Below are 13,204 nucleotides of genomic sequence, written 5' to 3'. Positions count from 1 at the left end.
AACATCGAGAACTTTGTGAGCAACTCTGAAGGTAAATCACAAGATCACTATAACCATGTTTCAAAAAACATCGAGAACTTTGTGAGCAACTCTGAAGGTAAATCACAAGATCACTACAACCATGTTTCAAAAAACATCGAGAACTTTGTGAGCAACTCTGAAGGCAAATCACAAGATCACTACAACCATGTTTCTGCAAAGTAAAAGATTTTTTTTATAAATAAGTATAGGAGAATTTTATTCTCCTATACTTATTTACTATAATAATGAGGTGAATTTAATGACAAATATAGCTGTTCAAACTCCTAATGAAAAGTTGCATTTTTTCAATACAAAAGAAATTATTGCAAATATGGAAGAACTAATTAGATTTTTCAAACAAGATAGGATTGCTTATAATAAAAAAGATTACATAAATGCTTTAAATAGCATGCAAGGGAACTTTATACCTGTTAATGATAAAATTGAGGTTACTTTTGATCATGAAGATTTATATAATAGATTAATTATTAAAGACTTACTCAAAGATAAGAATGTTAAATTTACAGATCATCTTTTTTCAATTGACGAACAACAAGAGATTATGAAAAATATTGAAGAAGCTTTTGAACTTTTAAATACTATAAATCCTAGTATCATGAACACAATGAGAAAAGTCATTGGAGCAATTGCATGTTATAAAGTAGAAGGATATGTTGGGGGCTCTGTATCTAGTTCTATCGGTGTAATTTGGTTACATCCACCAAAGCACTGGAAAATAGAAGACTATGCAGAAGCAATTTATCACGAATTTATTCATCATTGCTTATATTTAGATGACATGATATATGCAATTTTTCCTAATCAAGAAGTAGCAAATAGCCCTGAAGCAATGACGATATCAAGTATTTTAACAACAAAAAGATCCATAGACAAAGCATACCATTCAGCTGTTGTAGCTATAGGGATTATGTATATGTATCACAAATTAGGAAATGATAAAAAAGCATTAACTTTCCTTCCGAATATTAAAAGAACGTCTGAAGAATTAAATACCAAACATGAATTTTTAGGTGAACGTGGGATTGAAATTTTAGAGGGAATGAACTATTTCACAGAACATCTTAACTATGATGATATTCACTCCTTAATACATGAATGAAAAGAAAGAGAAGGCATTGTTGCCCTCTCTTTTTCTTTTTTTTCATAAATCTAACCTGCCCCTTTAGTTCCATAAGGAAAGAGCTGCCTTTAAAGACAGCTCCGATCTTCAGCTAACGCACCCGTTAGTTCATTAAGGATGAAGTGTATTAGCCATAATAACCGACGGAGTTTAAGATTATAACGCCAATGATGGTAAAACTTAATCCTCCAGCTATTATTAAGACGAATGTTCTGATTTTTTTCGTATCAAACCACGCAATTAACCCCGTTAGAATTGTGAAAATAATTCCGAAAAATATTGATGCATAAGGATTAGTTGGTTGAATCCAGTCATACCAATTTAAAAAATCCATTAAATCTCCCCTATTTTAGGCTACGTTTTGTATTAAAAGCACTACATTTTCTAGATTAGTTCTGTTCTAAAAACAACCTGGATTTCCTCTCTGATCATTTGATAAGCAGACATTTCGCCTTGAATGTAACCACTTCTAAAATCTATTTGGGGTACGGAAACGATTCGAGGATTGAGGGGTCACATATGAAATAATTTCCAGTTATCCCTACTATTCCTCCATTTCCTTTAACTTTCGATAAAACGCCGCCTGACTGACTCCTGTAATTGTACAGATTTCCTTAACAGTTTTATCTGTTGTTTTTCGTAATTCAATGGCATGATTCATTCCTGGATGTTTATCTGTATATTTTTTTACCCTTCCTCGATATTTGCCCTTTTGCTTGGCCAATTTGATTCCTGAACGTTGCTTTTCTTTAATCATTTCACGATCTAGCTCACTAAATGCTGCCATTACTGTTAAAAAGAACTTACCAGTAGGTGTCCTTGTATCAATTCCTAAGTTTAGGATCACAAAATGAATGTTCTTTTCACGAAGCTGTTCAACTAATTGCAGCAACTGAACAGTGTTTCGACCAAGACGATCCATCCGAGTCACAACTAAGGTATCACCAGTAGCAATCTTGGAAAGAAGCTCATCCAATTGTTGCTTATGTTTAGAAACACCACTGATTTTCTCCTTTACAATTTCGTCAACTCCAAATTTTGTAAGTTTTTCAATTTGAGTATCAAGGTTTTGTTCTTGTGTACTTACCCGGGCATATCCATAGATCATATTTCGTCCTCTTTTAATATGTATTTTTGATAGGTGTTATTGAGAGTCTATCAAGCTAATACTATCAAGGAGCCAAAATATTATCAATAGGGTGTACCTTATTGATAAAAATAGACTGAACGGTAAAAACCTATCAGTCTATAAATAATTATTTTACTAAGTTTTTAGCAACGGAGCTTCTAATAAAGAAATTGCTTCCTCTGCTAATTTAAGCAATTGAATGGCTATTTTGCATTGATTTTGCAGCCTATCCATGAACTCAACTCCCCATTCTCTTTATTCTTAGAAAAATCTCTAATAATTTTTGGAATAATCATGCCACAACGAATTCCAGCAGAAGTCGTAAATCCAAAACGAACAAGTTTTTTATCCCCAGTCCACCCAGCCTCATAAAGACCATTACAGTAATTTTCAAAAAGAATTTCTGATAATTGTTTCATATCATAATAGTCAATACCAGAATGTAAGCAGAGCCCATAAAATCGCCCCAACTCTTCACCCACTCCTGTTATACCTGCAAAAGCCCAGTCAATAGCAACAATGGTTTCATTCTCTTGGAGAAAAAGGTTAGGAGCCCATGCATCGTTATGCGTAAACACTTTTGGTAGTTCTCGAAGTCTCATTAATAGTTGTGTTCTCTTTTCATGGAACTTACAATATCGATTATACATGTCAGGTGGAAACATACTGGAAATGTATTCATCATCCCAAAATTCTTCTTTAAGGGCCGTACCATCATCAAATTTATCACATTCTCTCACCCAAGAAGATAACCATTCCTTGCATAACCATTTTTCAGTTGGTAAGTCTTTTTCAACTAAATAAGCTCCATTAAATCTTCCGAGTAACCGTGCAACTTTTTCATACTGATTATGTGTCCAATCACCGTGGTAAAAATCACTTACCTCCTCAAACCATAACCAAACCTGATTCTCTTGTTCATCAATACCGAAACAACGTGGAGCGTGTATTATATTAGGAAGTTTATCAAGTAGTCCAGATTTATAAGCTAAAATTTCCCGTTTCCAATAGTTGTAGCGACTTGGTTCGTTATAATTAGGGGAAGGGATTACAACTTTTAATATAAACGACCATTTAATAGAGTTTTCTTCAGTATTTGCTACTCCATTAACACGGTAAACCCCTCCTGTAACGTCATTAGAGGCCTTCCATCCAAGTGATGTGCATGACCAATCACCAAGAACAATATGTTTCATTCCAGTATGTAATTGAACATATTTTATTAAATTTTCTTCCGATATTTTTATTTTTGAAATCATTTTGAAATCACTTCCGTTTATTAATATTTTCATTGTATTTCTATAAAAAAGGGTTACTTTGCTTTTACTTATTTCTATATAGAAAATTGGTCCCCTTTTTAGAAGAAAAGACATCTTCTTATTCAAGAAAGGCGCCCTATAATGGAATACAATTGATCTTCTATTAGCTGGGTTAGTTTAAGTTAAACCCTTTTCATATTTTTTTAGATATTAAAGTATGAATTCCTTTTTTTAGTAAAGGAATATTTTAGAAAAGCATAGAATTAATATGGTATTCCATGTAAAGGAGGGATTAGCTGTGTTTGACAATTTACTTTATAGTTAAAAACACTCTCTGAAAGGAGGTTTACGTATGTTTGACAATTTACCCCTTTAATTTAATAAAAATACTAATTAATGGGGGATTAAATATATGCTTATTGCTGATAACATTATTAAACACCATTTCCAGAATATTTATATTGTTACTGGTGGTGCTTGTGGTGGAAAAACTACAGTATCTAGATACCTTGCAAATAAATATAACTTTATCTTATACAATTGGGACGAACATCATAGTGAATATCAAGAAATAGCAAGCTCTGAATATCAACCAGCGATGAGTAAACGTCCTAATTTTACGTCATGGGAAGAATATTTCATGCGACCAGTAGAAGAATATTCAGAATGGCTAGATGCTACCTTCCTTGAACAAACTGAGATGGTGGTAACGGATTTATTAAGAATTTCGGGTAGAGCAGGCAGTAAAAAAATAATAGTGGATGGCTTCTTCTCAGTGGAATTACTAAAAAGAATATCTGATTACAGCAAAGTTGTTTTTTTAATTTCATCAGAAAAAGTGGTACGCCATGATTATTTTAATCGTGCCGATAAAAGAGATATGTACGAATGTATAAAAGGACTAAAAAATTCAGAGGCAGCATTTGAAAATGTATTCCGTACGATGTTTCATAAAGCAGATGAGTTAGAAAATGCTATTCAAGAAAGTGGATTTAAATGTTTTAAAAGAGAAACTCTCGGAACTGATCCAATGCATCTAATTAGGCAAGTTGAAGAACATTTTGGATTTGATAAGGAAGTATAAATGTTTCAGAAAGCTTGGTAGAGATGCCAAGCTTTCTTGTTGCACTAAGCTCCTTTAGTTTAATTGTATTCCATTACTTACATCAAAAATAGTTCCCCACTTTACGTTCAATCTTCCACAATCTGCCCGTTTGCTGAACAAGCCATAAATACATTTCTGTTAATCAACAGCTTCTTCTTTTTTATTGTTTTTGAACTCCCAAACTGATTTAGCAAACTGTCAGATTTCCTTTCTCCTAGATCTTCAAGAAATTCAATAAATTCCCCTTCGCCATTTTCATCGTCAAAATCGTCCATTAAGTCATTAAGTCATTAAGTTCCCATTCAATAGTCTCCAACTCATGGGTTGAACAGGATTTTAAAAAGTCCATCGTATCATACATATCATTACGAAGTTTAGTATAAATCTCCCATGAGTCTTCTTCCCACCATCTTGAATCTCTTCGGTTCATCATCCAGCGAATTTTATCAATATCTAGCATTAAGGTCACTCCTTCACTTTGTTAAAGGCATACTTTTTTCTCTTGCTACAGGCATCTCAAACGGAAGTTTAGGAGGTTTACGGTTTAGATCAATACGGTATTTACCAAACCGATTGACATGAGCTGTAACATAGGGGCTTAAATAGGAAATCAGCTCTTCATCATAATCATTTCCGTCTTGCATGTAGTCATGGAGAATACGAGATAGAGAGAACACATTATAAAAGATAAGACAATTGGCTACTAGATGATTATATTTAATGACCTTACGCTGTTTTTCCCGGTCATTTTCAGCGATAATCCCGTCACCACCAAAGAATAGCCACTTGGTAAACCCATTAAAGGCTTCACTTTTATTGGTAGCTGCTTGAATCGTTCCTCTCAGTTCCTCGTCAGCCATGTATTTTAATAAAAACATAGTTCGTATTACTCTTCCAAGCTCGCGAAACGCCTGATACAACTTATTCTTTTTGCTGTATGTCCCTAGTTTATTGAGAATGGTAGATGGAGTAATTTTACCTGACTGGATCGACATAGCAACTCTAATCATGTCTGGATAATGAGTCTCAATGAGCTCCCAATCGATTTCTCCTGAAAAAAGTTCATCAATATGTTCATACACCTCTTCTTTACAGGGACGGAATAATTTTAAATCTTTCCAATTACGTATCCTAGGCATCAGCTGAATTCCTAATAAAGAAGAAAGCCCAAATACTGTTGTACTCTGCCCTTGAGTATCTGAATGGAGAATTTCAGGTTGAATTTCGGTTTTATCATTCATCAAAATGTCTAAAATATGGATCCCTTCCCATACTCCACAAGGAATAAAATTGCTGAATAAAGCAATATAGGTATCGGAAACATGATAATAGCCAATCCCGCCATATCCTCCATAACGAATATGGTTTTCGGATAGAAGATTTTGCTCATATAAATCCCATTTGGTTCCGTCGGCTGAAGCACTCTTTCCATCACCCCAATATTTTGGAAGATCAAATTGGTTATAGGCATTAATGATATATTGAATCGCTTTGTCTAAGTTTTCAATAGTTACATGACGTTGATTAATCCATGCTATTTGTTTTCTGTCTAAACTTCCTATTGATCGAGCTGTTTGTGTCGGTCCTAAATTACAACCATAGCAAAAGGCATTCGTTATATATCGTTCAACTGCTTTGTCTAATTTCGCCTCATGTCCTGAAATGGGACCAAAAAAACGAGTCCAGTTTAACCAGTATTCGGTATCAGCTAGCATATCCAGTACATTAATGGGCTCTAAATTTCCGGCTATATATTCTTCAAGCTTCTTTAAACCAAGGGGGATTTTTTTCTTCTTTAACTTTCCAATCACCACTTCACCGTTTTCAATCCGTACCTGTTCATTACGAGGAAAAGATTGATCTGTTTGGCTTGTGACTTGTTTAAAATCTTGCTGTGTCTTTCTAACAAAATCGACCCCGGAAACAGGCAAATTCACATGCTTGCAAAAATCAGCTAAATTCTTTTCATAGTCCTCCCATGTAATGAGTTGCTTTCGATAGTCTGCATATTTTTCGCTTCCTTCTATATATAGGTCACCTGCCTTAAGCTCTAACATAATCTGCGAAAGGACACATACTTCAAAGTGTCGGCGATTGATTTCATCAGGCATTTTTTCTTTCTTCTTTTTAGGACTGATCCAACGCCACCAGGAATCTGGAACCCAAGATAGGTCTAATAAAGGAGTAACTTCCCAATCCTTTCGCCACTTTCCGTTCTTTTCGATGTGAACGACTGGTATAAATTCCTTTTTTGTATATTGATGTGTAAGGAGAAAAGAAATCGCCTCTTCCAGTGCTTTATCTTGTGTAGTTGAACGGAGTGGAATAGTTTTAAGAATTTTAAATAATGTAGCACGGTGACTTTTATAAAATTGCCATAAGAATAAATAGTAGTTGTCTCCACTAAAAGCTAAATGGTTTTCGCAATCTTGTAAAACCTGTGCTTCTTGTTCTTTGAGTACCTTTTGCATGGCCTGAATTCTATCTTCAGGATTCCCTTCTGTTTGATAAGCAAGCAGTAATTCATGGAGGGTTGATATTAACGAATCTGTGCGTTTTTGCGTCTTTTCTTTATGATCCTTTAAACGTTGACGGCCTTTTTTATGGATACTCATCATTCTTTTAATGAGCATTTCTCCAATATCATCTAAAATTTTAGACAATTGCATAGATACAAAGGCAAGTGTAAGCGCATATCTTTTTTTAGATTCCATTTCTAACATACGAAAAGCGCCCAATGTTTTGGCTTCAGCTGCCATTTGTTTCACTTTGATGTAAGGAACGTCCTGAAGCAAATCGGTAGGAATGTGATGGTCTATTAAGCAATTCCGGCGTACAATTAAATCGTTTAGATGTGATAAAGTGGCTCTTTTCGCGTCCTCTTTTATTTCATTCCAAGGACTGTAGGTAGCGCCTTCAGGTATCTGAAAAAGTTGATCTATGTTCTTTTTTTGTTCATCATTTAGTGCATGGTCAATCTGATGATAGATGGCACGATATGATTTATTTCGAACATCGTTTGCTGCATCTTTTAAGGTATTATAAACGGGTAATTCGTATCGTAGTCGTATTAATTCTTCAATTGCAGCATTGACTAAGTCGGCCGGATCATCTTTGCTAAATGCTAGTTTATTCATTGTATCGGTTAGAATATGATGGGCCTCATGATCAAATGGTCGAAGCTGAAGAAAATCCCGAACAAAGCGAAAATGGCGTTTAGCAGTTCTCGTTTCACTGTACGTTTTCCACTCTTCTTTGGTAGGCAAAGGCAAGTGTGCCTTTTTCGCAATATGTATAACAATCGCTTCTGGAACATCGACAATATGTATAAAAAATCCAAGCTTCTGTACGGTTTTGGCTAAAACTAATAATGCTAATTGTTGTAAGGTACCTTTAGACTTGGCCTCTGCCCATTCTATTTCATTTATTTTTGGGGTATATACTTCTTCCAAGTCCTTCTCTGTCAGATTACTTTTAAACCTGGGGTAAATGGTATCCTGAATACTTGGCAATTTCTATCCCTTCTTTATCTAAAGATTTCTACAATTCTATATTTATAATAAAATAAAAACCTATCATTTTGATAGGTTCGGTTGCATCTTCCGTTATTTTCCATAGTGGCCCCTCAATCTGCGAATCGTTTCCGTACCCCTATAATCGGGAAACTCAATAGCATTAGGCATTCGTGATTTTAAACCACTATTGGTTTTCAAAAATTCATTCATTTCTTTCGTATATCCCGCAAGAATGACAATTAAATCCGACCGATGTTCCTCCATCCCACGGACCAATTCATCAATGGCCTCTTTTCCGAAATCATCGTTGCTGCCGCGAGATAAGGAATACGCTTCATCGATAAATAACACTCCACCAATGGCTTTATCAATAATGCGGCGTGTTTTAGGAGCTGTATGCCCGACATATTCTCCGACGAGATCCTGCCGGGTCACTTCAACAAGATGTCCTTTGGATATTACCCCAATGGCTTTTAAAATCTTCGCCATAATTCGTGCAACGGTTGTTTTGCCCGTACCGGGATTGCCAGTAAACATCATGTGTAGACTTTGATTAGAGAGGGACTGGCCAATCCTATTTCGTTCCTTTTCTAACGAAATCATATCGGTTAATTCCTTGATCTTTTCTTTCACCGGTTCTAATCCCGTCATTTTCTCCAACTCATGGAGAGATTCATCTAATAGCGATTCTGAATTAATTTCCTCGATTTTGAGTTGTTCGTGTTCCTCTTTGGAAGAAACGTCCATCGGTTTTCCTTCCCCTTCTGAATACACTTGAGGTTCAACCTGTTTACATTCATTGAGTTGTTGTTTAAGATACGTTAGTTCTTTTCCCCTTTCGGCAGCAGAATATTTTTCTTTCCCATTGATTTGTAAATTGAAGCGTAATTGGTCATGGTCTTCTGTACATCCGTATACACCCGTGTTTAAATACGCTTGAACATAATAGGAAAGTACGTCATGATCCTGCCTATTACTCTTTTTGTAAAATTTAATGGTCAGCCAATCAACCGAATCATAAGAAAGATCATATCCCGTAAAGAACGAATAGTGTTCCACCAAATCCATCACACGATTTACATGGTTAACCAGGTTCCTTTTATAGGTTTCAATTTCGCTTCCTTTGCTTAAAAAGGCTAATATTCGTTGATATCCAGTAATAATCCCACCGATTCCGGCAGCCAATACCCCATAAATAAAGAGAAGATAAATAAGAGAGCTAATCGGCTCAAAAGAAAAGTGATGCGTTACAAAAGAAAACAACAAGATCCCAATGGGGATAAGTGCTACCAGCTTAAAGATTTTTTTTGTTGAAAAATACCCTAGAAAAAGGTACCGGAAGTATTTTAGTTTAGGGTATCTTTCGATCATTTCATCCGTTTTGATTTCCCCTCGTCTTTTTCTAATCTTAATTTTTTTACTTTCAATCCGTTTATAGTACGAACGATTGAGGTTCTCAAAAATCATATGTAAGAGTTTACTTTTCTCCGTTTCATGACTCATTCAATCTACACCTCTTTCAATTTCGTTTGGTATGTTTTTTTAAAATCCACACTGCATACGGAAAATATTTTCTTTTGACATGAAAAGAAACTAATCGTTGCCGTACCCCAATAAGTTGATAAAATAGGGAATTTCAAAAGTTTCCTAAAATATTAGTTTTGTAACACTCATCATTTATGTTACTCCATAATCGCGCCCTATTGCTGAAGAAGGATACTTTTTCAGGAGGTAACTGTTAAACCTTTAAGCTCATCGAAATCTGCCGGTCTACAAACCCAAATTCTTTATATAATTCTTTAGCAAAGTTTTTAGCCTGTACATTCAGTCTTATTTCGTTATGACCCTTAGTAATCAATTCATCAATTGCAGCCTTCATTAAAATCTTTGAGAGTCCCTTACCACGACAAATTGGTAAAACATACATTTCATAAATAAAGCCTACACTTTCTTGAGAAAAGTAATCTTTACTGGTTCCTATCAGTACCCAGCCCTTTAAATCCCCATCTTCTTTTAGTACAAGATAGTATCCTCCTTGTTCCAAGGTTGCACGGACTATCTGTTCTGCTCGTTCTTCAGAAGGCTTAAAAGTCTTAGCAGTTCCTTCAAACAGGGCATCGACTGATTTTGTTAGAATCTCCTCTAAATCACTTTGACTAGCTTTTTCTATCATGTTATATCCCTCGTTTACTAGTTTTCTTATGAGAATAATACAATCTTTCCTTCAACCAACGCGCCCTTTTGTTTAATAAAGTACCGAGGTGTCTTCAGCCCCCCGAATCATGTCTGTAATGGCGACATAAATATTTGGTGGATATTCAGCTATCCTATGGACTAGATATAAGTACCACTCACTACCATATGTTAAATAAACACGAACAGGGAGTCCATCATCTTTAAGTTGTTTACAGAGTTCAGGACGAATACCATATAGCATTTCTGCTTCTACATATGGATTTTGTAAATAACCACTTTCGATGATTTGTTTATAAATAACTTCATCATGAGAAGCAATTGAAACATGATGACCTGCTTTTACACATAAATCCACTAATTCAAGATAACGTTGATCCAACCTTTCTGATCGAGGAATACAAATATCTTGCGGCTCTTGGTATGCTCCCTTCACAATACGAATCGCACCGGAGTATTTAAGTAAATCTTTGAGGTCGTTAAGCGTTCGATGCAATTGTGCTTGAAGCGTGACTCCGACGTTTGTATATTTGACTACAACTTTTTTATAAATCGATAGTATTTGATCCGTTTTACCCGATTCTTCCATGCTAATCATAAGAGACAAATGATATTTCTCTGCTTCTTCAGCCATTTCTAACAAGTTTTGAAAGGCAAGTTCAGGATCTATGACAAACCAATATGAGATAAATCAAAGGAAATACGGGAATTTAAACCTCGATTTCCGCATTCTTTTATTAAAGCTATAAACTCATTTTTTGCTTGAACGCACTCTTCTCTGTTAACTGTGTTTTCCCCAATGAATTCAAGAGAAATGCGGTATCCCTTATGTATAAGTTGGTCACCAACAGATATACCGTCTTCTTTTGATTCGCCTGTTACAAAACGTTTAGCTGATCTCTGAAATAATGGATAAAGTTCAGAAGACTGCTGAATATACTTCTTTATCTCTAAATTTCGCGCAATGAATTTCAACGCATCTTCAAATTGTTTTTCAACTGATGGATTTTCCATTTTTCCTCACCTCATTGAATTTTTACTTAAAAATAAAATCCTTCTGTCTATTATTCTATCTCTTTTCCCCAAAAAAAAGAAAGCCTGAAGCGATTTTCAAAGCCTTTTAATGTTTCTGTTCATCAACCATTTTAAAGACGTCCATTAAACGTTCGTAAACATATAAGATGAACAATGAACGTTCGCAAATGTATATTTACGAACAGGGTATGATGTGTTTTTTAATGGACAAGCAGTTACTTGTTGGTTTAGAGTGGGTTATGGGATATTTTTACTAAAATGGATTATGGGTGACACATATGGAAAATAGATGTTTAGAAAAGACATGTTTTGACATGACAACTATGGATGAAAAAGGTAAGATAATAACCAAAGTTACCGTTGAAGGCGATACCAACATGCCAAGTTGGAATCATGATTTAAAATTTAAAGCGGTTATGTCTTTACTTTGTTCTATAGACAAGAAACACTTTGATGAATATGACATGGGCGAAAAATATTATGAGTACATCCTAGAATTGAAAGAACTTGTTCATCATTTGGAAATGGACTAAAGTCTCCGAACCGTATATAAACAGATAAATCCCCAGATACTATGGAAATTACAGTACCTGGGGGCTTTAACGTATTAATTCCCCGCAGGCGCTATAGGGCCACCTATAGTCGGAAAAACTTCTCTTACTTCTTCCGGAAAGCAAACTATCATAACAACAAAGATACTAACAATACTAATAAATAGAATATTCCTCCATGTTTTAAACATAGCTTCCCCCTTTTATTATTCTCAGCATTTTTAAGATAACATTTTAAGTAACGCTTTTAGGATTTTTTCTTTATCTATTTCAGGATTCCTACTGGAATTGGGAATTTCATGTATAGTCAATTGAATGTCAAATTGATTTGCTTCACCTAAGAGAAGATCACTCACTTTTTTCAATTTTTCACTGACTTCAGTGCCTGAATACAAACCATTTATTGTATAAGTAGTGGTTTGTTTGAGTTCTAGATTATTTTTCCCCTCGAGTTCTAAGGATAGTTGTTCTTGCTGGGAGTCATTTTTTATAGAAGAGGTTTTAACATTAGGCTTAAGAACAGCTACATTTTCAGTTGAATGGTCATGATGATCTTCTCCCGCAGCAACTTCTGAATTGGTCACTGGGTTTTCAAATACATCAAATATTGAGTCTGATTTTATTTCTTCATTTTCTTTTGTAGGTTGTTTTTCATTGAATTTATTTATACGATAACGTAATTGATAAAGGGTTTTTGCAAGGGTACCCATTTTTTCAGCTAGTTGCTCAACCGTGTATTTTTTATCATAATGAGCCATTAATTCTATTTGCTGAGCACGTTCAATTCCTAAAAAAGTTTGATAATCTGGTATATCCTCTTTAAACTGCCCAAGTAGGCTCAGCTCAACTTTTTTCTTTTCTTTTGATTTCCCTGAAAAGGCTGGCTTTTTTTCTACATTCAATTTCTTAAGCAACTTATAATACCTATTTTGGGACGTTCCCATCTTTTTATAAATGACCTCATTCGTATAGAGATTCCTCCAACGCTCCAATAATTCCCTTTGTTCCTTTTCAGGTTTATTGACCAATGATTTTATTGGTAATACATCATTCAAATTAAACACCTTCACTTCCCCTGGTTTGGTATATTCTTTCTGTTCTTTTCTAGATAGATTTTGATATGGAAAACGCATACCTCCCCTAATACCATTTTTCACGCCTTTTCCTGTTCTTTTGAAGGATCCTGATCCAGTTTTCTTTTTGTCTCTAATCTCTTCATTGAAAAGGCGCTCAATTTCATTTTTTCTCATATCCA

12 protein-coding genes and 1 pseudogene are annotated in these 13,204 nt (G+C 34.9%); 4 read left to right on the top strand and 9 right to left on the bottom strand.

What is annotated here, in order from left to right; genetic code table 11:
• Both ADA55_RS30420 and ADA55_RS30415 read left to right on the top strand, forming a co-directional pair.
• Positions 1-204: hypothetical protein (locus tag ADA55_RS30420; RefSeq protein ID WP_204375326.1), on the top strand; the 204-nt coding region annotated here is incomplete at its 5' end.
• A gap of 76 nt (positions 205-280) precedes the next feature.
• A complete protein-coding gene (locus ADA55_RS30415; RefSeq protein WP_226990442.1) occupies positions 281-1,141 on the top strand; it encodes an aKG-HExxH-type peptide beta-hydroxylase in 861 nt (286 codons plus the stop codon).
• 148 nt (positions 1,142-1,289) lie between these two features.
• Here the strand turns inward: ADA55_RS30415 and ADA55_RS09660 are convergent, their stop codons facing one another.
• The 3 genes from ADA55_RS09660 to ADA55_RS09650 form a co-directional block, all read right to left on the bottom strand.
• A complete protein-coding gene (locus tag ADA55_RS09660) occupies positions 1,290-1,496 on the bottom strand; it encodes a hypothetical protein (protein ID WP_048682657.1) in 207 nt (68 codons plus the stop codon).
• Positions 1,497-1,706: 210 nt separating this feature from the next.
• Entirely contained in the window at positions 1,707-2,270 is a 564-nt protein-coding gene (locus ADA55_RS09655; protein ID WP_048682655.1) for a recombinase family protein, read from the bottom strand.
• 224 nt (positions 2,271-2,494) lie between these two features.
• Positions 2,495-3,676 carry a phosphotransferase gene (locus tag ADA55_RS09650; protein ID WP_048682651.1) on the bottom strand — a complete coding sequence of 394 codons (1,182 nt, stop codon included), beginning with the start codon at positions 3,674-3,676 and terminating at the stop codon, positions 2,495-2,497.
• Between the two features lie 286 nt (positions 3,677-3,962).
• Here ADA55_RS09650 and ADA55_RS09645 point away from each other — a divergent pair, with 286 nt between their 5' ends.
• Entirely contained in the window at positions 3,963-4,634 is a 672-nt protein-coding gene (locus ADA55_RS09645; protein ID WP_048682648.1) for a hypothetical protein, read from the top strand.
• A gap of 295 nt (positions 4,635-4,929) precedes the next feature.
• Here the strand turns inward: ADA55_RS09645 and ADA55_RS09635 are convergent, their stop codons facing one another.
• The 5 genes and pseudogenes from ADA55_RS09635 to ADA55_RS09615 form a co-directional block, all read right to left on the bottom strand.
• Positions 4,930-5,115, bottom strand: coding sequence for a hypothetical protein (locus ADA55_RS09635; protein ID WP_048682643.1), 186 nt, complete (start codon positions 5,113-5,115; stop codon positions 4,930-4,932).
• Positions 5,116-5,128: 13 nt separating this feature from the next.
• Positions 5,129-8,167, bottom strand: a complete 3,039-nt coding sequence (locus tag ADA55_RS09630; RefSeq protein WP_048682638.1) for a Tn3 family transposase — start codon at positions 8,165-8,167, stop codon at positions 5,129-5,131.
• 93 nt (positions 8,168-8,260) lie between these two features.
• On the bottom strand, positions 8,261-9,673 hold the full coding sequence (locus ADA55_RS27740; RefSeq protein WP_053087383.1) for an AAA family ATPase: 1,413 nt from the start codon (positions 9,671-9,673) through the stop codon (positions 8,261-8,263).
• 235 nt (positions 9,674-9,908) lie between these two features.
• The gene (locus ADA55_RS09620) at positions 9,909-10,343 is read right to left on the bottom strand and encodes a GNAT family N-acetyltransferase (RefSeq protein WP_048682635.1); all 435 of its coding nucleotides are present in this window, start codon (positions 10,341-10,343) and stop codon (positions 9,909-9,911) included.
• Between the two features lie 72 nt (positions 10,344-10,415).
• Positions 10,416-11,377: pseudogene (locus tag ADA55_RS09615) on the bottom strand (proline dehydrogenase family protein).
• A gap of 299 nt (positions 11,378-11,676) precedes the next feature.
• Between ADA55_RS09615 and ADA55_RS09610 the strand changes: the two are divergent.
• A complete protein-coding gene (locus tag ADA55_RS09610) occupies positions 11,677-11,931 on the top strand; it encodes a hypothetical protein (RefSeq protein ID WP_048682632.1) in 255 nt (84 codons plus the stop codon).
• Positions 11,932-12,170: 239 nt separating this feature from the next.
• Here the strand turns inward: ADA55_RS09610 and ADA55_RS09605 are convergent, their stop codons facing one another.
• A complete protein-coding gene (locus ADA55_RS09605) occupies positions 12,171-13,199 on the bottom strand; it encodes a hypothetical protein (protein WP_048682629.1) in 1,029 nt (342 codons plus the stop codon).
• Positions 13,200-13,204: the final 5 nt, after the last annotated feature.

It is taken from the genome of Bacillus sp. 220_BSPC, from assembly GCF_001054655.1.
GTDB lineage: Bacteria > Bacillota > Bacilli > Bacillales > DSM-1321 > Peribacillus > Peribacillus frigoritolerans.
Note: the sequence above shows the minus strand (reverse complement) of the source record. Positions and strands in the feature narration are given on the sequence as shown.